Source organism: Paenibacillus sp. 1SOY10 (assembly GCF_056836745.1).
Window position 1 is genome coordinate 35,820 of the sequence record NZ_JBXENK010000009.1, and the last position, 19,480, is coordinate 55,299.

The 19,480-nt window shown below is 52.3% G+C and carries 17 protein-coding genes; 2 read left to right on the forward strand and 15 right to left on the reverse strand.

Annotation, left to right across the window (positions count from 1 at the left end):
* Positions 1 to 17: 17 nt before the first annotated feature.
* The gene (locus tag AC1VOR_RS18200; protein WP_482619874.1) at positions 18 to 935 is read left to right on the forward strand and encodes a GNAT family N-acetyltransferase; all 918 of its coding nucleotides are present in this window, start codon (positions 18 to 20) and stop codon (positions 933 to 935) included.
* Between the two features lie 318 nt (positions 936 to 1,253).
* Here the strand turns inward: AC1VOR_RS18200 and AC1VOR_RS18205 are convergent, their stop codons facing one another.
* The 14 genes from AC1VOR_RS18205 to AC1VOR_RS18270 all read right to left on the reverse strand — a co-directional run bounded on the left by AC1VOR_RS18205 (position 1,254) and on the right by AC1VOR_RS18270 (position 18,109).
* A complete protein-coding gene (locus AC1VOR_RS18205; protein WP_482619876.1) occupies positions 1,254 to 2,684 on the reverse strand; it encodes an NAD-dependent succinate-semialdehyde dehydrogenase in 1,431 nt (476 codons plus the stop codon).
* A gap of 173 nt (positions 2,685 to 2,857) precedes the next feature.
* Entirely contained in the window at positions 2,858 to 4,555 is a 1,698-nt protein-coding gene (locus AC1VOR_RS18210) for a thiamine pyrophosphate-binding protein (RefSeq protein WP_482619878.1), read from the reverse strand.
* A gap of 63 nt (positions 4,556 to 4,618) precedes the next feature.
* Positions 4,619 to 5,449 carry an NADPH-dependent oxidoreductase gene (locus AC1VOR_RS18215; RefSeq protein WP_482619880.1) on the reverse strand — a complete coding sequence of 277 codons (831 nt, stop codon included), beginning with the start codon at positions 5,447 to 5,449 and terminating at the stop codon, positions 4,619 to 4,621.
* On the reverse strand, positions 5,450 to 5,962 hold the full coding sequence (locus tag AC1VOR_RS18220; protein ID WP_482619881.1) for a GNAT family N-acetyltransferase: 513 nt from the start codon (positions 5,960 to 5,962) through the stop codon (positions 5,450 to 5,452). It abuts the gene before it with no gap.
* A gap of 1 nt (position 5,963) precedes the next feature.
* The gene (locus AC1VOR_RS18225; protein WP_482619883.1) at positions 5,964 to 6,974 is read right to left on the reverse strand and encodes a M14 family metallopeptidase; all 1,011 of its coding nucleotides are present in this window, start codon (positions 6,972 to 6,974) and stop codon (positions 5,964 to 5,966) included.
* Positions 6,971 to 8,347: an adenylosuccinate lyase gene (purB, locus tag AC1VOR_RS18230; RefSeq protein ID WP_482619884.1), complete on the reverse strand. Its 1,377-nt coding sequence runs from the start codon at positions 8,345 to 8,347 to the stop codon at positions 6,971 to 6,973. The genes AC1VOR_RS18225 and purB overlap by 4 nt, the downstream gene beginning before the upstream one ends.
* 16 nt (positions 8,348 to 8,363) lie before the next feature.
* Complete coding sequence (locus AC1VOR_RS18235; protein ID WP_482619886.1) at positions 8,364 to 9,761, reverse strand: MmgE/PrpD family protein; 1,398 nt, start codon at positions 9,759 to 9,761, stop codon at positions 8,364 to 8,366.
* Between the two features lie 170 nt (positions 9,762 to 9,931).
* Entirely contained in the window at positions 9,932 to 11,095 is a 1,164-nt protein-coding gene (locus AC1VOR_RS18240; RefSeq protein ID WP_482619888.1) for an amidohydrolase, read from the reverse strand.
* Between the two features lie 51 nt (positions 11,096 to 11,146).
* Entirely contained in the window at positions 11,147 to 11,476 is a 330-nt protein-coding gene (locus tag AC1VOR_RS18245) for a 2Fe-2S iron-sulfur cluster-binding protein (protein ID WP_482619890.1), read from the reverse strand.
* Between the two features lie 723 nt (positions 11,477 to 12,199).
* Complete coding sequence (locus AC1VOR_RS18250) at positions 12,200 to 14,167, reverse strand: FAD-dependent oxidoreductase (protein ID WP_482619891.1); 1,968 nt, start codon at positions 14,165 to 14,167, stop codon at positions 12,200 to 12,202.
* Positions 14,168 to 14,179: 12 nt separating this feature from the next.
* Positions 14,180 to 15,691 carry a tripartite tricarboxylate transporter permease gene (locus AC1VOR_RS18255; RefSeq protein WP_482619893.1) on the reverse strand — a complete coding sequence of 504 codons (1,512 nt, stop codon included), beginning with the start codon at positions 15,689 to 15,691 and terminating at the stop codon, positions 14,180 to 14,182.
* A gap of 34 nt (positions 15,692 to 15,725) precedes the next feature.
* Positions 15,726 to 16,199 (reverse strand): tripartite tricarboxylate transporter TctB family protein, encoded by a 474-nt coding sequence (locus AC1VOR_RS18260; RefSeq protein ID WP_482619895.1) that lies wholly within the window; start codon positions 16,197 to 16,199, stop codon positions 15,726 to 15,728.
* A complete protein-coding gene (locus AC1VOR_RS18265) occupies positions 16,199 to 17,227 on the reverse strand; it encodes a tripartite tricarboxylate transporter substrate binding protein (protein WP_482619896.1) in 1,029 nt (342 codons plus the stop codon). The genes AC1VOR_RS18260 and AC1VOR_RS18265 overlap by 1 nt, the downstream gene beginning before the upstream one ends.
* A gap of 132 nt (positions 17,228 to 17,359) precedes the next feature.
* The gene (locus AC1VOR_RS18270) at positions 17,360 to 18,109 is read right to left on the reverse strand and encodes a hypothetical protein (RefSeq protein WP_482619898.1); all 750 of its coding nucleotides are present in this window, start codon (positions 18,107 to 18,109) and stop codon (positions 17,360 to 17,362) included.
* Positions 18,110 to 18,220: 111 nt separating this feature from the next.
* On the opposite strand from AC1VOR_RS18270, the gene AC1VOR_RS18275 reads away from it, so the two are divergent.
* A complete protein-coding gene (locus AC1VOR_RS18275; protein WP_482619900.1) occupies positions 18,221 to 18,607 on the forward strand; it encodes a hypothetical protein in 387 nt (128 codons plus the stop codon).
* Positions 18,608 to 18,700: 93 nt separating this feature from the next.
* Here the strand turns inward: AC1VOR_RS18275 and AC1VOR_RS18280 are convergent, their stop codons facing one another.
* Positions 18,701 to 19,444 carry an amidohydrolase family protein gene (locus AC1VOR_RS18280; RefSeq protein ID WP_482619902.1) on the reverse strand — a complete coding sequence of 248 codons (744 nt, stop codon included), beginning with the start codon at positions 19,442 to 19,444 and terminating at the stop codon, positions 18,701 to 18,703.
* Positions 19,445 to 19,480: the final 36 nt, after the last annotated feature.

Here is a 19,480-nt window from a genome sequence, read left to right on the forward strand (position 1 = left end):
CGAAGAGGGTTTCAATATTGAATCAAACATCCAATACGGTCATTCGTCCATTCCGGCAAGAAGATATGCCTCTACTCGGTGAATTGTATCAGGCCATAACTACTCAGGGGAACTCTATCTTCTGGTGGATTGGAGAGGAAGAGCATTGGGAGAATGTTTACTGTGCGTTTGAGGATGGGAAAATGGTTGCCAAAGGACAAGTAAGCATCATTAACACGGTGCCCCCAGGGCGTCCGGCAGAGAATTATCACTCCATCTATGTTAATCTCAAGGCTTTGCCCCAGAGGGACAGGGACTATGATCTGCTGAATCAAGTTTACCAACCGCTTCTGCAAAGAGCCCGGCAACTCCAAGCAACGTTGCCTGCGGCATACGAAACGCGGTTATGTGTGGGTTATTTGAAGGAAGAAACAGCGAATGAGGAATTTTTTGTTCAACAAGGATTTAACTATTTAAATAGCTTGTTTAGCATGAGCCGTAGCCTGAAGGAAGCCATTCCGACAGCAGCAATTCCCAAGGGGCTTAGCTACTCGCCTTGGAGCATGAGAACCCCCGAGGAGGAAAGCACCTATCTGGATATCGAAGCCGAGATTTGGCCCGATACCCCTTTGGGACAGGGCCGTCTGGCTGAATACAAAAGTAAACCCCATTGGACCGCCTTGGTCGTACGAGAGGAAGACCAGATTGTGGCTAGCCTGATGGTCTGGCAAGAGACTGGCTATGGCTTGATTGAAGATCTATTCGTCCGCAAGCCGTGGAGACAACGCGGCATCGCCAAGCACCTGCTGGTTCAAGCTTTGACTTACCTCCAAGCCCGGGGCCTGCCCTACGCCAGCCTGACGGCGCTGACTACGAATCACTCTGCCTTGACTCTTTATCAGTCCCTTGGTTTTACGGCGGATCAAGAGGAAATTCGGTATTTTATTACTTTATAGAGTGTGATGCTAAGTACCTCGCTAGGACAAAGACGCACGGTTCAATCTACCGTGCGTCTCTATTTGTAGCTTGGATCGGTATTTCCACAACTAGTGGGAAATCCTCCCGCTAATTTGCGCAAATTAGCGGGAGGATTTCCAGTTAAATAGGTGAGGTCTGGCGATCCCAAACCAAAAAGGTGCGACTCCGCCGAGGAAAATCAGTTTCCCTTGGGATTCGCACCTCGCATCCCACACCTCATTCCTTACTCCTCGTTCCTTATTTCTCAGTTCGTACTTCTCAATCCTCACTACACTATAGTATAGCGAAGTATGAATTTATCCTAAATTCATCGAGATATATTTGGTTTCCAGGAACTCGTCCAGGCCCCAGTATCCCCCTTCGCGGCCTAGTCCGCTTTCCTTCATCCCGCCGAACGGAGCCTGGGCTGTCGCCGGGAAGCCGTCGTTCAGACCGATGATGCCATAATCCAGGGCTTCACTCAGGTGGAAGGCCTCCGTCAACTGCTGGCTGAATACATAGGCAGCCAAGCCGTAAGGCGTATCGTTTGCCTGCTGAATGACTTCCTCCAACGTGTCGTAGGCCAAGATAGGCGCAACGGGTCCAAACGTCTCTTCGTTCATGCACAGCATGTTCTCTTTAACGTCGATTAACAGCGTGGGAGCTACGAAATACCCCTCCTGCGGCAAGGCTTGCTTGGTGCGAATAACCGTGGCACCTTGAGCCTCCGCATCTGCGATATGGCGCTCCACTTTTTCCTTGCCCTGCTCGTTAATCAGCGCTCCGATTGCCACGCCCTCCTCCAGGCCGTTGCCTACCTTGAGGCCTTCTAGCGCGGCCGTGAGCTTGCTAATAAACAATTCCTTCACGGTGCTATGCACATAAACACGGTTCGGACACACGCAGGTCTGTCCCGCATTTCTGAACTTGACCCCGATAAAATGCTGTACCGCCAAATCCAGATCGGCGGACCGCGTCACAATAAACGGCGCGTGACCACCAAGCTCCAGCGATATATTTTTGACCGTGGCTGCAGCACTGGCCATCAGCAGCTTGCCGACCCGGGTTGAGCCGGTAAAAGAAACCTTGCGTACCCGCTTATCATCCATCCACAGCTTGCCGATTTGCTCAGGATCACCCGTAATCACGTTCAGGACTCCTGCCGGAATGCCCGCTTGCTCCGCCAGCTCAGCTAACAAATAAGCCGTCAGCGGCGTTAGCTCGCTAGGCTTGATAACCACCGTACAGCCAGCAGCAATCGCCGGGCTGATCTTGCGCGTAATCATCGCCGCGGGGAAATTCCAAGGGGTGATGGCCGCCACCACGCCTACCGGCTGCTTGATGGTGATAATCCGCTTGTCGGGATGCGAAGCCGGCACCGTATCCCCGTAGACCCGCTTGCCCTCTTCTGCAAACCATTGTACAAAGCTGTTCGCGTAAGTGACCTCGCCCAGCGCTTCCGGATACGGCTTGCCTTGCTCCTCCGTCATCGTGCGAGCGATCCGCTCCTTATGCTCTTCAATCAGCGCATACCATTTGAGCATCAGCACCGCCCGCTCCTGCGCGGTACGTGCTTTCCAAGCTGGCAACGCTGCGGCTGCGGCATCCACCGCAGCCGTTACCTGTGCCCTACTAGCTAGCGGAGCATCGGCGATTTTCTCCAGCGTAGCCGGATTGAACACATCGATATGCTGCTCCGTCTCCAGCCATTGACCGCCTATAAATAGCTTACCTGCTTGATTTTGCATGGACTCTCGCTCCTTCTAGAGGTTGTTCAAAAAGTCGTCTTCCCAGAACGAAGCAGTTCGAGGAGTAGATTTGGCATCAAATCTTGAATTCTCTTGATCCTGTAAACCCCACTTTTTGAACTCGCATTTCTAATCGCAAATCTCCCGAGCCTGATCAGTACCAACCATCAGCTTTATTTTACATAAACCTCCAGCATGTATGGCTGCTTCTGACTTCTCGAAAGCGCCCGCTCCAACGCAGGAGCCAATGCTTCCTTGTCTCGTACCGTCTCCCCTTCAACACCGAAGGCTTCGGCCAGCTTCATCATATGGGCTGCCCCCTCTAGCTCCAGAGAAGGAATCTCCTTATGACCCAGCGGCTCTCCCATTGCCTGAAGGCCTTGCTTCAAGACACGATAAGCTTCATTCTGTACGATGAGGAACAGCACCGGAATGTCATAAGTCACCGCGCTATACAAAATCTGCGGATAATACAAGAAGGTACCGTCACCCACCGCACAGACCACCGTTCGCTCAGGGTCAGCAAGCTTGATGCCAAGGGCCTGACCTACGCCATGTCCAAGGCCTCCCCCCTTACCCGCGGTATACTGATGGGGTTCCCACAGATGCATATGCTGAACGAACGCCACCGAATTGGAGACCGCCTCATTGACGAGCGTAAATTTCCCTTCAGGCAATGGCTCCAGTTGCCGGTTCAGTTCAGCAGCCAACACCGAAGCCGTAATACGCTCCTCCGCCCGGTCTTGTTCTAGCTGCGCTTGCAAGCTCTCCCGTCTGCGTGCGGCGGCTTCCTCTGTCTTGCTCCTTCTTTCCTGCACCACTTGCTGCAGGGCTTCGGTCAACAGACCGGAAGTTGCCTCGACAAGCTGCTCCAGCAAGCCACGAACCGAGCCTTGCAAGCCGTAGGCAAGACCTGGATTCTTGGCAATCTCCCAGGCGTCCTGCTGGATATAGAACACCGGCTTCTGATCCTCGACCAGAAGTCCCAACCCATCAGACAACGCTGCCGGCAATTGGACCGTTGTACCGACCATCACCAGGGCATCACATTCCGCATATACCTGCCTGATGACGCCCGCATTCATAGGGAATGTGCCTAAATATTGGGGATGGGCGGAGTCAATATTTTGCCGCGTTGGCATCCCTTCCGCCATAACCGGTGCTCCTAGCAGTTCTGCCCATTCCTGCAAAAGACCCACCGCCTGCTGATCTCCGACCTGGTCCCCGCTAATCAACAGGATTCGCTCATGGCTCAATAATTTATCCAAAAACAGCTTGACCGATGATCTCGATACAGAGATGGCCTGCTCGAACAACTCAGGCTTACCAATCCGTGCCTCGGTCGGTGTCAATGAAAGGTTGTACGGAACAGATAAGAATACGGGGCCCTTCGGCTCCGTCATCGCTACCTTAAAAGCACGCTGCATAGCCACAGGATATTCCGCCATATTGCGAATTTCATGGGCCCACTTCGTCATGCTCTCAACCTGCTTCACATGATCCCCCGCCAGAATTGGCTCCCCGAGCAGCCAATCACTATGATGCTGCCCGGCAATAATCACCAGCGGGATACCTGCCCGGTAGGCATTATAGATATTCCCCATGGCATTCGCCAGTCCGGGGGCCACATGCACAATAGCCACCCCTGGCTTGTGGGATTGGCGGGCATAACCCATCGCCATAGATACCGCATTCGCCTCATGCAAGGCGGAGATATACTCAATATGTCCGTACTGCTCAGCGCCGTCGATGAAAGGCAACTCCGAGGTCCCTGGATTTCCGAATACATAAGGAATGTCATATGCCGTCAGCATATCGAATAAGAGATCGCGTCCCAGTCTTACCGATGCTTCTGATGTTTGCTTACTCATGCTTGAGCCCTCCCTTAGAGGTAGTTCAAAAAAATAAAACTTGGGCTTGTCCAGACTGGTTCTTTACTTCAAGGTAAATCCATGCTCCGTCAAAAATGGGGCCAAATCACGGCGGAAATCATTCCCCCGCGCCATGCGTCTGGCCGTATGCTCGAGCCAGCCGTAATGCTCCGGCTCCACTTCCGGTGTGACACCGGGGATGTTAATGCGCCGTCCCTCATAAATACCCGTATTCGCCATCTTCGCATCATAGGCCTGAATTCCCTCTTCCAGCGCAGCCGTCGAATATTCTTCACGGTGAACGATCACCTGTTGCGGCAAACGTGGCTTCACCTTGGTGTCACGCGCAGGATAACCTACTGCGAGCCCGACGGTTGCATAGCACAATGGAGGCAGCTTCAGCAGCTTGGCCACTTCACGGGCCTTGTTCCGAATAGCTCCTACCATACAGCAGCCGAGGCCCAGCGATTCCGCGGCAGTTGAAGCATTTTGCACGGCGAGCATGCTATCGAAGCTGGATACCAACAGCAGCTCCAGATAATCCGAGTTGAACGGATAGCCCTGACGATCCGTTACATATTTATGCCGGGAAGCATCCGCGCAAAAGACCAGGAACACCGAGGACTCCCCAATAAAGGCCTGATTGTCACATAGCTGCATCAACTGCGCCTTACGCTCCGGGTCCTCAATAACAATGACGCTCCAGGATTGAAAATTCGAGGAATTCGGGGCACTTTGCGCTGCGGTCAGCATCGTCTCAATGACCCCTTCTTCCAAGGGGCGACCCGGCTCGAAGCTGCGGACCGATTTATGGCGAACCAATTGATCAATGACTGGGTTACGCAGTGCCTCGTGAGGTGTGATGCCGTCGATGTCGTAACGATCTCCACTCATTTAATGATCCGCCCCTTCTAAAAACGCAGGATTCAGCACTTTTTTCATAAACACAGTGATATGTCCCCGTCCCAGCGCTTTCTTATGCATGATCTCATAGCCACGGCGCTCATACATCTCAATTAACCACGGGTGCTCCTCGGCTGTGCCCAGAGACACGGCAGGAGCTCTTAACGTATCACGGACGAAGCTTTCCTCCGCCCAGGTAATCATCTCACGACCAATTCCTTTGCGGCCCACATCGGGGTCCGTAGCGAACCACCAGACATGCGGCAATCCAAACGGCCCAGGCTGCTGTCCCCAAGGCAGGCGAACGGAGATCGTCGAGATAATTTTGCCGTCTTCCTCCATCACCAGGCAAATATTGTTGCGGATATTCTTCTCCACGGTAGCCAAATCGGCCGTTGCCGCTGCAAAGTTGATACCCAGGTCGCGAACGGAGGCGTACGCTTTATGCGACAACGTTTGAATTTCCGGTGCATCCTCTACTGTTGCGATTCGAAATGTCGTCATATTACTGGTCCTCTCTCCATTCCACGCCAACAAAGGCAACCCGGTCCCCGGCGTCTACCGGCGGATTCTTGCGACTGGCGATAATATAGGTGTCTTCTTCGGCCAGTACCTCTTGCACCACCGAGAACATGTCAATGATAGAGCAGATCCGCTCACCTTTTCGTACAATACTGCCGCTTGGCGCTTGCTGAACCACCAACCCGCCTCGATCCGCGTAAATGAATTTGCGCTTCGTCAACGTTTTGGTCTGCGTATGCACCGGCGGCTCAGGCGCCTCCGCCCACATACCAAGCTCATGCAACACGGCCCAAATCCCCCGCTGGCCATAGTCCACCATATCCTGCTGAATCTGGCCACCTGATCCAAGCTCCGTCATAAAGGCCGGAATGCCATGCATCAGGCACTGAACATCCAGAAAACCAGCTACGTTGCCCGGCAACTCATTCAAGTTGCCATTCAGATCCACACAGCAATGTACGGAGCCACCAAAGGCACGCGCCATCCGCTCCCCTTGCTCGCTAGCCCCGACTTGATCGTTTGGTACTTTTTTATAGACGGTATAAGGCAAGGCATCATAAGGCGTCCCCAAGGAATGGAAATCAATCAGATGCGTCGCGTAAGTCTTAATTTTCTCAAAAAGATAGTACGGCAAGCGCTGAGATAAGGTTCCCTTCGGGTTGCCCGGAAATTGCATGTCCATATCAAGCTCGTCCTGTGGCGTGTTCTTCCGCCGGGCTTGCCAGGCGTAAGGGTTGGAGACCGGCGTAGCAATGACAGCTCCTTTGAGCTTGGCCGGATCGAGCTGAGGGAAGACCTCCCGAATAGCCATGGGACCGTTCAACTCATCACCATGAATGGCACCGTTGAGCCAAAGCACCGGACCTTCCTCCACACCATTGACAATCATGACCGGCATTTCTACCGTTGCCCAATTGGACAATTCTCCTACCTTAACATAGCCGCTAACCGATTGGCCGGGCTCCGCGATTAAGTGATCCCATTGTATGTTCATTGCGCATCCTCCGTTAGATAGCCTGTTTGTCTTGCTGCAACGAGTACGCGTTCGACGGTTTGTGGAGCGCTCCCCAGATAGGTGGACGGGTCCATGACCTCTTCCAGTTGCTCTCTTGTAAAGACGGCAGTCACCCGCTCATCGCTCATCAACACATCGCGGAACGGGATCTCCTTCTCTACGCTCTCCATACATAATTCATATACCACTTCATGAGCCGTTTGCTTGCCAAGTGGACCAGCCAGCACGAACATCACACGTTCGGACAGCAGCAAGCCGCCAAGCGCATTCAGGTTGCGCAGCATATGGTCCGGCTTCACAATCAAGCCTGCTAATATGTTTTTCATAGAAGCGAGTTGCGCTGACACATAAATGCAGTTCTCCGGAATAGCCACCCATTCACCGCGCCAGGACATGGCATCGCGTTCGTGTTCCACGATCATACACTCCTGTGCCAGAGCTACATTGTAGCGAACCGGCTTAACCAGACTGGCTACGCCTTCGAGTGCAGCAGGATTTCGCTTATGCGGCATGGTGGTCGAGCCAATTTTCCCCGATGTGAACGGCTCTTCCAGCTCATCGATTTCCGTACGCATCAAGTTGTAGAATTCATTTGCCAGCTTGCCTAAGGTGGCTGAGATCATGCCGACGGTTCCCGCATATTCCGCCGAGCGGTCACGGGACGAATGCCAGCAAATATTCGCCGTGTTCAGGCCAAGCTTGTCCATCGTTCTCCGCTCGATCTCCGGTCCCTGCTCGCCGAAGGAAGCATGCGTCCCCACGCCCCCGCCAATCACACCCGTAAACACTCTGGCTTCGGCTTCCTTCAACCGGTCCAGGTGACGAATGATTTCATCCAGCACAACAGCCATTTTAAAACCAAAAGTCGTCGGCAATCCTTGCATCCCATGCGAGCGTCCAGCGATCGGCGTACTCTTGTAGGTTTCGGCTAGTTTGGCCAACTCGACTGCTACTGCCTTGGTATCCCGTACTAAAATATGATGGGCTTCCTTCAACTGCAACATGAAGCCTGTATCGACGATATCCTGAGTTGTTGCCCCATAGTGGACCCACTCGCCATGCTCGGGACCTGCCAGCTCTTGCAGGCGCTTGATGGTTGGAATCAGGGAATGCTTCACCTTCAATACTTCGTTAGCGATAGCCTGAATGTCCATGTTCTCCACCTTAGCGGCATTGGCAATAGCACGAGCTGCTTCGGCAGGAATCAGGCCCACCTCCGCTTCAGCCAAAGCCAAGGCTGCTTCCACGTCCAGATGCTTCTGCAAGCGGCTCTCATCGTTCCACACCTCGCGCATTTCTGCTGTTCCAAAATTGTTCTGCATCATGATCATATCAATGACATGTGATGGCATAATTGTAGTTCCTCCCCTATTGTAGTCGTTGTGCGCCAACCCATAAATCAGCTACTTGCTCAAGCTCATCAAGCTGCCGCACTCGCTGGAATGCTTCATTCACGTTTTGAAAGGTTCCCTCTGCTGCAAGTCTGAACTTGTAGGCAATTTCCTCAGGTGCCAGCGGCTTGCCTGGGGAACCATTGGGTACGTCGCAGCGGGCCGAAGCCATTGTCCCGTCCCGCTTCGTCACCTCAACGATGGTGAACCTCCCCTTTGGCATGGCCTCGGGGTATACCTGGATATCGGAACGATACTCCCGATGAGATCGTCCGATTAACTGTAATATGGCTTCATCTATAGGCTGTTCTTCAAAATCTTGCAGAGACAGCTCCGGGCGCGTCAGCTTCAGAGCGGCAATATACTCAGCGCTAAAGCGGCCTTCCATCCCGTTCCGGGGCTCGCGGATGACTAAAGCGGCATCCCCGCCCGGCGGATAAATCAGCTTGACGCTTTGAATATCACCTGGAGCATAACGATGCTGCTCCCAGAGGGTATTCGCTGCATCGATGGCATGGTAAGAAGCCGAGCAGCATGGGGACTTCTTGAACCACAGGCCCGGGGCCTCCAGCCGCCAAGGCTTGCCCCATCCAGCGGTGTCAAGCACTTCGCCTTCCCGGCCGTGGCGATACATATGCAGGAAGCCTTGCTTGCCCTGCAGCACTTCCTCGGCACCTTCCACGCCCTCCGCGGCCATTCTGGCTGCGAGCACTCCGGCTCGCGCAGCCAATCCCGCATGCAGCGGCTTGACCGGGGTGCCAAAGTGGGCGCGTAGGCCGCCCGCCTGCGTCGCGGCCAGCCCGATGGCGTGCTGTAGCTGCCTTGTGGTCAGCCCGCGCATGCGCCCGACGGCGACCGCGGCGCTGATCCCTCCCGCGGTGGAGGTGGTGTGCCAGCCCTGCTCATAATGGGCAGCGCCCAACAAGCGTCCAAGCTGGCACATCGTCTCCATACCGATGAGGTAGCCTTCCATGAGGGCCAAGCCGGGGCTGGCCCACTGCTCGGCTTCCGCCATCAAGGCGGAGAGCAGGACCGCGCTGGGATGGCCCCTCACATCCTCATGCGCATCATCATAATCAAGCGCATGGGCCAAGTAGCCGTTGATCAAGGCCGCATCCAACGCCGAAACCCGTTCGCTCCGGCCGATAACCGTACAAGGGAATGGCTGGAGGGATGCATCCAAGACCGTATAACCTAGTGAGCGCAAAAGCTGCTCTGCCATAGGGTCCTGTCTGGCAGCCAAAGTCGAAGCTAACCAGTCCGTAATCCCGTCGTAGATTTTATCCTTAAGCCCGCTTGTCCATGAAATAGGAGTGTTAGCGGCAAATTCAGCGACTTGCCGTGTCCATCCTTCCACGTCCGCTTGATGAGCCATTCTCCCGCCTCCTTCTGCTGAGTCTCGCGCCGCTTGCGATATGCCATAGTCTAGCTACACATCTTCCAGCAAATTGATTTCTTCATAGCTACTTTGCTTCCTTTGATTACTTTGCGCCCTTGACTAGTTTGCTTCCCATGACTACTTTGCTTCTTTCGATCAGCTAGCCTTTACGCCAACTTTTCCAGCGCCAGCAGAGCCGTCTCCGCAAACAAAGCCGCACTCACCTCAATCGCTCCCTCATTCAGCGTGAACTTGGGATGATGCCACTGCTCCGTACCGCTAGTTCCCATCCAGAGGAAGTTACCGGGAATCAGCTCCTGGTACAAAGCAAAGTCCTCGCCACCCATCGTTGGCTCGGCTTCAACCACAGTTAGCTGCTGCAAGGCCGCCGCCTCGGCCACAATCTCTACCATTGCCGCATCATTCTGCACCGCAGAGAGCATACCGTGCCAAATCAGCTTCGCAGTTGCTCCGAATCCAGCAGCTACTTGCTCCACCACCCGGCGCATCTGCTCAGGGATCGCCGCTCTCGCTTCCGGTTCAAAGGTACGAACTGTCCCTTCCATCTGAGCCGTATCCGGGATTACATTCCAGGTCGTACCGGACTCCAGTCGGGTCACGCTGACCACAGCAGAATGACGCGGGCTGGCGTTGCGGCTGATCACCGTCTGCAAAGCCGAGACAATTGCGGAGCTGACCACAATAGGGTCCACCGTTGCATTGGGAATCCCGGCATGGCCACCTTTTCCGTACACCTCAATCTCGAAACGGTCCACAGAAGCCATCAGCGGTCCAGGCTTCAAGCCAATCGTTCCTACCGGCAGCTCCGGCTTGTTATGCATCCCAAAGATTGCCTGTACGCCATCCAGCACTTTGGCTTCAATAACCGCCTTGGCACCGACGGCAATTTCCTCCGCAGGCTGGAACAAAATGCGTATCGTGCCCGCGATATCCTCACGTCTGGCTTGTAGCAAGGTAGCTGCGCCAATCATCGATGTGGTGTGAAAATCATGACCACATGCATGCATTTTGCCGTCCACCTTGGATTTGTAATCGACATCCGCTTCCTCAAAAATAGGCAAAGCATCAATATCCGCGCGAAGCATGATAACCGGCCCCGGCTTGTCACCCTTAATCTCGGCAAGCACACCTGTTGGCAGCGGAAAAGGCAGCAAGGTTACCCCCGCCTGCTCCAGCCAGCTCCGGATTTTCTTCGTTGTTTCGAACTCCTCATTCGAGAGTTCTGGATATTGATGCAACTCGCGCCGTATGGCTGACCAGGCTTCAGTGTGCTTGGCCGCCTCTTGCTTCAACCACTCGCTTCTGCTCATGTTGAATCCTTCCTTTCTTGGTATATCTCAATTCTCTGTATCCCTCTAAATCTATTTATCCACTCGTGGGTAATAATCCTTGTCTACTTTCAGCGCGGGCTTGATGACCTGCTCTTCCCGATCAGAAGGCAGGAGCGACCGGCAGCTTAACAACTTTTTGCCATCCACCTGAATCAGACACGCCCCGCAAAAGCCTCGCTTGCAGCTATGCTCATAGAAGGCAAAGCTCGGGTCCACCTCATCCGCGATGAAACGCAAAGCGTCCATATGGGTCATGCCTTCCTCATAGGGAATGTCATAGCAGGCCGTATAGGGCTCTGCCTCAGCATGTTCTCTTCTCTCGACATACAGTCGTTTGGTTGTTGGCCTTACTTCCGGCATGCCTTCATCCCCTGTTCCTGTTCGAGTAGTTCGACTTGTGTCGGCTACTCTCATAAGATAGATTAGCGGGAAATTCTCCCGCTAATTCCCCGATTCTAGCCCTTTTCAACTAATTAACGGGAAATCCTCCATCTAATTTGTCCATTTCAGCTACCAGGCAGCAAAATTGCCATAATTAGCAGGAGCAATTCCATATAAATGCGTTATTTTGCCAATATCCCGCGAATTAGCAGGAGTTTTTCCTACTAATTCCTTCACAAAGCCCAGCTTTACTGGAAAACCTTAAGATAACAGCCGCCAGTAGAGTTTGAGTAGAGTAGATTATAAGTGGAGTATGAATTGCCTGCTCCAAACCACCCTAAGTTCTAATCCCGGTTGCAGATTACTCTTCAAGTCAGGAGCTTTTGTGTGCTTTCCTGTTCCTTGTTACTAATTAGTGTTTTCTGATTACACTAGTTTCTGCTGCTTGCTACTAGTTACTTGTTTCGTCTACTGAGTTCTGTTACTTCTTGTACTTGTTACTGTTACTTGTTACTTGTTACTTATTTGTTCTACTTGTTACTTATTTGTTCTACTTGTTACTGTGATGTGTTACTGCGACTTATTTGTCCTACTTATGCTGGTACTTGTTATGTCGCTCATTAACTGTTCCGTGTTCTTGTTACTTAATTAAGTGTTGTGCTTTTTCTTATCATGCTCCATGCTTACGCGTTCCCTGTAAAGTCACTCTATCTCTCGTGGAATCAATGTGTGTGACCACGGGCGAGGGGAATCGCTGGTGAAGGTCACCACGATGCTCGCTTGGTATTCAGGCTGCTTGCCGGGAGCATCGGCCCGGTTGTGGGCGCCTCTGCTCTCGCGCCGCTCCAGCGCGCCATAGATGACCGCCTTGGCCACCAGCAGCATATGCCGGAGCTCGATGGCCTTCATTCGCTCGCGATTATACGGCAAGCTTGGATGCGTCACCGCAAATTGGCTGCACAAAGCCGCCTCGATCTCCTCACATTGCTCAAAAGCCAAGCGAAGTCGCTCCTCCGAGCGATTGACGCCTACATCACGCTGCATCAGGCTCTTGAGTTGCTTCGTCCAGGCCGCAATATTGCCCTCTTTATGACTCTGCTTGTGGATAGGCTTGTCACCAACATGAGCTCCGTCTTCATGAACTTGGCTATTACCGCGTCCGCTTCCACCTTCACTATTACCGCGTCCGCCTTCATCGTTACCACTCGCGCCTTCATCATCATCGCTTCGGCCCTCGTTACCTTCGCCGTCAGCACTTCTGACTTTACTACCAATTGCCGTCTGCGGTTGGTCAAATACAAACCCCCAACGAGCCTGAAATTGACTAAATGCTGCGGCCAAACTTCCCTCATACTGCTGCACGATGCTTCTTTCACTCTGATCAACATCACTTCCGTCACCTTGACCCGCTATCTTCGCCTTGGGACTCAGCGGCCCGCTCCCCTGCTGGCTTAGCGCATATTCGGCCGCTTCATATCCGGCGATAGCGCCGAAGACTTGATTCTCCGACAGCGCATTTCCGGCCAGCCGGTTGGCGCCATGCAGACCGCCTGTGCATTCTCCGGCGGCGAAGATGCCGGAGACGGAGGTCCCTGCCCGGGGATTGATGCGGATGCCGCCCATGAAGTAGTGGGCCCCGGGGGCCACCTCATACCGCTTGGAGGCACCGTCTACCCCCAGGTCTGTTAAGAGCTGCTGCTGCAACTGCGGCAGATCGCTATCGTCCACGGCAGAGGCATCGACGATCAAGCCGCCCTGCTCCGTTCCGTAGCCCGCCGCAATCTCAGCGGCCATCACCCGGGACATCGTATCCCGGGTAGCTTGCTTGAGGTCGCCTGCCTCATTCCGCTCCCATACGTCTTCGCCACCCGCATTCTTGATCGTTGCGCCGCGGGGAATGACGATGCCTGAATTGAACATCAGGCCTCGCGTTCCCTTCGGAGCTACCAACACCGTAGGATAGAACTGGACAAACTCCATGTCCACCAGCTCAAGACCGGCTTGCAACGCCAGACTATACCCATCGCCGGTAGCCTCGACCGGATTTGTATTTAATTCGTAGAGCTGCGAGCCGCCACCGGTCGCGATAATAACGGACTTGGAAGTGTAATAGCGCAGTTCATCCGTTGGCAGATGATAAGCAAACAGGCCTTTATACAGGCCTTGGTCCACGTGCAATTGAAGCACCTGGGTAAATGCCTGGATATCGACCTGTTGCTTGGTGAGCCGCCGCATCAGCACTCTGGTCAGGTCACGGCCGACCACATTGCCTGCATGGAACGCTCTGGCATGCGTATGCCCGGCCAACCAGCCCAGGTGATGCTCGTCACCCTCCTCAGTGCGGTCGAACTTGACACCCAAGGCTTCCGCATAGGCTATCGCATCATACGCTTGCTCCGTTAATACACGAACAAGCGACGGGTCACTGATGCCCTCGCTTGAACGAATGATATCTTCTGCAAATTGTTCCGGGGTATCTCCGGCAGAGGAGACAGGAGGGACCGCACAGAAGGAGTAATGCGCGGACAAGGTTCCGCCCGAACGCTGAGGCTCGCCCTTGGTCAAGACGAGCACCTTGGCCCCCTTCTCGGCAGAGGCCAAGGCTGCTTTCAGCCCGGCGCCCCCGCTGCCTATTACGATGACATCATATACGGTCTCTACCTTTTTCATATCGCGAGCCCTCTATTCTTTAGCTGCTGTGTGCTTGTTTTTTGAAGTGAGCATGCGAACCAGCTTCATAATTAGCGGCCATATCGTGACCAGAATTCCCAAAATCAACAACGTCCCGGAAATCGGACGTGTCAGGAACATGGTCAGATCACCCTTGAAGATCAGAGTGGATTGGTTGAACGAATTTTCCAGCGTTGGACCGAGCATTACACCCAGCACCAACGGAGATGGTTCCATCTTCGCCTTGCGAAGCAGATAACCCAAAGCACCAAAGATGACCATGATGACTACGTCGGCCATGCTGCTTCTCACCGAGAAGGCACCCACGATACAAAAGATCAGCACGATAGGCATTAGCACCGCAGAGCGCAGGTGAGCAATCTTGGCGAAGAGACCAACCATAGGCAGATTAAGAATCAGCAGCATCACATTCCCGATATACATGCTGGCAATAAGCGCCCAGAAGATCGTGGGATGATCCTGAATCATCATCGGCCCCGGCGTGATCCCTTGAATCATAAAGGCACTCAGCAGGATAGCTGGCAGCGGAGAGAACGGAACCCCTAGCGACAGCAAGGGAACCAGGGCCCCCGTACTTGCGCCGTTGTTGGCCGACTCCGGTCCAGCTACTCCTTCAATTGCGCCTTCACCGAATTCCTCGGGATGCTTGGAGAGCCTCTTCTCCAAACCGTAGGAAGCATAGGTACTAAGAATACTGGCCGGGCCAGGAATCAAGCCCATAATGAAGCCCAGCAGACCCCCGCGAACCATCGGTCCCGTACTTCGCTTGAATTCATTTTTGGTGGGAAGCAATTTTCTAAACGACAAATCTGCCTTGACCGGCTTCGTATCGTTGTTCTCCCAAGCGGACAGAACCTCACTTAAGCCGTACAGCCCCATAATAACAGGGATAAAATCGAGCCCATCGAACAGAGATGGCAAGCCAAACGTCAATCGTAGGCCACCACTGACCGGATCAATACCGATCACGGAGATGACGATACCGCAAGCGATTAGCAAGTAACTGCGAATCAAAGATTTGTCGGTCATCCGGGACAAGACCAGCAGGCCGACAAGGACGATGGCGAAGTATTCCGGGGGCCCGAACTTCAAGGCCATTCGCGCCAAGGGTGGGGCCATAAAGGTTAAGAGGATAACGCCAATTGTACCCGCCACGAACGATCCGATTGCTGCGATGGATAAAGCGGCACCCGCCCGGCCCTTCTGTGTCATCTTGTACCCGTCCAGGGTCGTGACCACCGAGGCTGCTTCTCCCGGGACATTCACCAGGATCGAGGTGGTCGATCCGCCGTACATCCCGCCGAAATAAATACCCGCAATAAGAATCAATGCCGCCAAGGGCTCCATGGAGAATGTAATCGGCAAAAGCATGGAGATAGCACCCACAGGTCCGAGCCCCGGTAATACGCCAACCAACGTTCCCAAGGCGACACCCAGCAAGCAGATAAGCAAGTGCTTGAAGGTGAAGGCGGCTAATATACCTTCTATAATTTGTTCTGACATGTTGCTGCTCCTTCCAATCGCAGTTGCTGTGAGGTTAAGAGAACCATATTCCGGATGGCAATGATAACATCAGCCAAAGATCGAACACCAGCCAGATCACCAGGGTCGTTGCTGCCGTTAGCACCCACAAGCGCCAACCCTTTAACCCGAGCGCAAAGCCTGCCGCGAATACAGCCACCAGAGAGGCAATAACAAAGCCAGCAAAATGATTGATCAGGATAAAGCCGATAAGGATGGCCAGAAACACGCCGAACCCCTTGAGGCTAGTAATGATATCTTCTGTCTCCACTTGATTGACTTGCCCGCGGCGATAGGCCACAAATAACGAAACTAGCATACATAGGCTTAATATGATCATTAAATTGCCGAATAGCGTCGGGAAAAATCCCGACCCTATTCGTTTGAGAGTCCCAAAGGGCAAGCCGGCTGTTTGAATTCGTGTAACGATTCCTGCTCCCAGCATCAAGAAGGCAGTCAGGATACGGGCGAGGAAAACAGGACGGCTCATTATTTAGTTTTTCCTAACTTCTCATAGATTTCGCCAGTGGCTTGATACCAAGCTTCAACCTCAGCACGTGAGTCCTCTGCGTTCTTGTAGCCCAATTGGTAGCCTGCCTGCGCCATAAGCTCCTTAAATTTATCCGACTCGTATACCTTCTTGGTCAACTCGTCGATCTTCGCTACGATGGCTGGATCTACATTGTTCGGAATGACGATAAAGTGACCTGCGCCACCGCTGACTCCATCTACACCAGCTTCAGAAATAGTGGGTACGTCAGGCAGTTGATCGACACGGTTCTCACTCAACACAGCCAGTGCGCGAAGCTCTCCGGCTGATACTTGGGAAGCTACCTCTGGCACATTCATGATCCCTGCGTCCACATGTCCACCGAGAACGGCTGGCAGCAATTCGCCGCTACCCTGGAATGGAACGTGTTGGAATGTCGCTTCGGTACGATCCTCTAGCAAATAGGCCAGCATCGCCACCACGGTAGCTTCACCCGGGTTACCAATCGTTAGTTCACCCGAATTAGCCTTGGCGTGGTTAATAAGATCTTCCAACGTTTGGAACGGAGAATTCTTAGGAACGACGATGATCCCAACCATATCCCCGATTTTGTTAACGATCGTGTAATCCTCCATGGTGTATTCAGCCGGTGTAATATGAAGCGCTGAGGACAGGTGACCTGTCGCAGCCCACAACCATGTGTATCCATCCGGCTTCGCCCGAACCAACTCGTAGTTGCCGACAGTACCGGAACCACCGTTAACGTTCTTGACGGTAATGGTTGTATCAATAATGCCCGTAGCGGCTTCAACAAAGCTGCGTGTTAGGATATCCGAGACCCCGCCTGCACTGAACGGAACGATAAATTCAATATTTTTCTCCGGGTAGCTATCTGCTGCGCTTGTATTAGCCGCTGTATTTCCCCCGGTATTATTTGTCGTACCATTCTTGCCCGCACCATTTCCGCAAGCGGCAAGCAATGAAACCACGGTAATTACCAAGACGAGACTGAACCATTTCTTTGCCATATCCTTCTGTCCCCTTCACATGTTGAAAATTTTTGTCTCTGAGCTGCGTTAAATCATTTTATCCAAGTGGTTTAGTATGTTTTGAATATAAAAACTTTGTAGAACTTTGTCAACAAAAATTTTCGGGGACACTTATTTAGCGCAATTAGATACTTTTCCACCTAAGGATTTGTACAACATCGTCCTAATCTTCTTTAAACGTTCAAAGTTGTCATCAAACGTAATCTGGTTCGCCAATGCCAGGCCTTTGGAGAAATCTTTCTTATAACGGATTAAAGCATCGGGATATAAACCAATGACATGTATTTGGTTCCAAGTTGGATAGTCGGAATGGTGAGCATATACTTTGATCGTCTCCAAAGCCAGAAAATAATGACACCAACCCACATTTTCCATAATATAGCGCATGGCCGGACCATTATTGGTCACCATGATATCGCGAAATTCGTCCAAGTAAGGCGAGTGCACGTCCACATATTCAACGGCGTAAAAAGGAGAAATTTTTCTTTTTTGCGCTTTTTCCCCTGGGATTGGATACGTGCTGTTGGGAGTGGTAACAAGCAATTCCGTTCGAACCGTCTCGTATTGGGAGAAAAGCTGGCTCTTGCTCAACTCAGTAAATACGGAGTCCGCCTGCTCCATCTGATGCACAGGAATCAGCACAAGGTAATCCCATTTCTGGAAATCCCCATGCTTCTCTGCGGCGAACCGATGACTATAAATCTCCACCTCTCCAATAACCATATTATTGAAGTGAAAATTCAGTTCCTGGACCAATTGTTTCTGGAAATTTTGCTGGAAGTCTTTTCTGTCTTCACGGTTTATTTTGAGACTTATAGCCATATAGTAAGCATCCTCTAGCGCTTTAAGTGTCGTATTCATGTGAGTTCTCCTCTCTGGGTTCATCTATTTTGCTTGGTCGCTTGTGTTACTGAGAAAATTACAAGAAAATAGGTAATGAAATATTCTCTATATTCCATTTAGGAGGTTACCATGACCAGCACAGTCTTGATTATTTTGTGGATTGTTGTAGCGCTGATCACCAGTTCCCTGACATTCCTCTTCGTCTTCATGAGACTTCGCCAGCAACGGGAAACCTTGCACACCCGCAGGGATATTCTGGTGGAAGGCATTCAAGCCAAGGCCCTGATCCAATCGGTCAGGCAGACCTCCTCAACCATGGATGACCGACCAGGCATCGAACTGGACCTGATGGTGACAGAGCCAAGTGGTCAGAGCTTCCCCGCGACGGTCAGAACCTTTATCTCGGTTATCGACATTCCGAAGTTCCAGCAAGGCGCCTGGATTGATGTCAAATACCGGACGACCGGAAATGATCGAAAGGTTGAAGTTGAAGGAGCCTATTTACCTTTTGCCTAATATCATACCTCGAAATGAACTCATGCAGAAAGGGTACCCCAAGCACGATTTTTTCGTTGCTGTAGGGTACCCTCTTGATTACACAGGACAAGCTTATTTAAAATACCAATTCATAGCATTGGTGAACAAAATCTTATCGGCTGCCTGCTCATCAAATAACTGCTGGATCAATGCAATATCCGCCACTTCAAAAGGCCTTCTCGCCCGGGTAGACGGCAAATCTGTTCCAAACATAAGAGCATCAGGATTGACATGGTAGATCGAGCGTAATGCTTGCTCAATATCTAACTCCACACGTCCAAAGCCCGTGGCTTTCACTCGGACGCCTTTATCCACTAACTTTAATAAATAAGGCAATCCCTCTTCCGATAAGCCCAAATCATCAATGGATACCGCAGGTAAGCGTTCAAGGGTTGCTGCTACTTCGGATAGTTCTCTCGCATCTATATAAAGCTCGCTATGCCATCCCACCAGATCGTAGACCCTCCTGGCCAAATTGTTCAGGTGGCTTAAATCCTCTGATCCACCTCTTTTGATATTGAAACGTAAGGCTCTGACCCCAGCTTGATCCAACCTGATAATTTCTTCATCGGTAGTCGTATAAGGCAACTGGGTAACGCCACAAAATGTGGGACCCATCTGCTGGAGCGCCTTCAATAAATAAGCTTGGTCAAATGCCTGGAACGAACCGGACACGATGGCTCCGCCTAATACATTCAAGGCCTCAGTCTCATGCTTATAATCTTCCACCACATAGCTGGGGGGCGTGTATCCTTGGTTCTCCTGGATTGGAAAATCAAAATCAATAATATGGAAATGAGCATCAAAGATTCTCATAAAAATCTCCTCTCTCAGGCACGGGAACAAAATGCA

What these genes read in the sequence shown, in the direction of transcription:
- AC1VOR_RS18255 (WP_482619893.1), bottom strand. Translation starts at nt 15,691, where the DNA reads ATGTCAGAACAAATTATAGAAGGTATATTAGCCGCCTTCACCTTCAAG.
- AC1VOR_RS18250 (WP_482619891.1), bottom strand. Translation starts at nt 14,167, where the DNA reads ATGAAAAAGGTAGAGACCGTATATGATGTCATCGTAATAGGCAGCGGG.
- AC1VOR_RS18220 (WP_482619881.1), bottom strand. Translation starts at nt 5,962, where the DNA reads ATGACGACATTTCGAATCGCAACAGTAGAGGATGCACCGGAAATTCAA.
- AC1VOR_RS18260 (WP_482619895.1), bottom strand. Translation starts at nt 16,199, where the DNA reads ATGAGCCGTCCTGTTTTCCTCGCCCGTATCCTGACTGCCTTCTTGATG.
- AC1VOR_RS18245 (WP_482619890.1), bottom strand. Translation starts at nt 11,476, where the DNA reads ATGCCGGAAGTAAGGCCAACAACCAAACGACTGTATGTCGAGAGAAGA.
- AC1VOR_RS18270 (WP_482619898.1), bottom strand. Translation starts at nt 18,109, where the DNA reads ATGAATACGACACTTAAAGCGCTAGAGGATGCTTACTATATGGCTATA.
- AC1VOR_RS18210 (WP_482619878.1), bottom strand. Translation starts at nt 4,555, where the DNA reads ATGAGTAAGCAAACATCAGAAGCATCGGTAAGACTGGGACGCGATCTC.
- AC1VOR_RS18205 (WP_482619876.1), bottom strand. Translation starts at nt 2,684, where the DNA reads ATGCAAAATCAAGCAGGTAAGCTATTTATAGGCGGTCAATGGCTGGAG.
- AC1VOR_RS18280 (WP_482619902.1), bottom strand. Translation starts at nt 19,444, where the DNA reads ATGAGAATCTTTGATGCTCATTTCCATATTATTGATTTTGATTTTCCA.
- AC1VOR_RS18240 (WP_482619888.1), bottom strand. Translation starts at nt 11,095, where the DNA reads ATGAGCAGAAGCGAGTGGTTGAAGCAAGAGGCGGCCAAGCACACTGAA.
- AC1VOR_RS18225 (WP_482619883.1), bottom strand. Translation starts at nt 6,974, where the DNA reads ATGAACATACAATGGGATCACTTAATCGCGGAGCCCGGCCAATCGGTT.
- AC1VOR_RS18235 (WP_482619886.1), bottom strand. Translation starts at nt 9,761, where the DNA reads ATGGCTCATCAAGCGGACGTGGAAGGATGGACACGGCAAGTCGCTGAA.
- AC1VOR_RS18275 (WP_482619900.1), top strand. Translation starts at nt 18,221, where the DNA reads ATGACCAGCACAGTCTTGATTATTTTGTGGATTGTTGTAGCGCTGATC.
- purB (WP_482619884.1), bottom strand. Translation starts at nt 8,347, where the DNA reads ATGCCATCACATGTCATTGATATGATCATGATGCAGAACAATTTTGGA.
- AC1VOR_RS18215 (WP_482619880.1), bottom strand. Translation starts at nt 5,449, where the DNA reads ATGAGTGGAGATCGTTACGACATCGACGGCATCACACCTCACGAGGCA.
- AC1VOR_RS18265 (WP_482619896.1), bottom strand. Translation starts at nt 17,227, where the DNA reads ATGGCAAAGAAATGGTTCAGTCTCGTCTTGGTAATTACCGTGGTTTCA.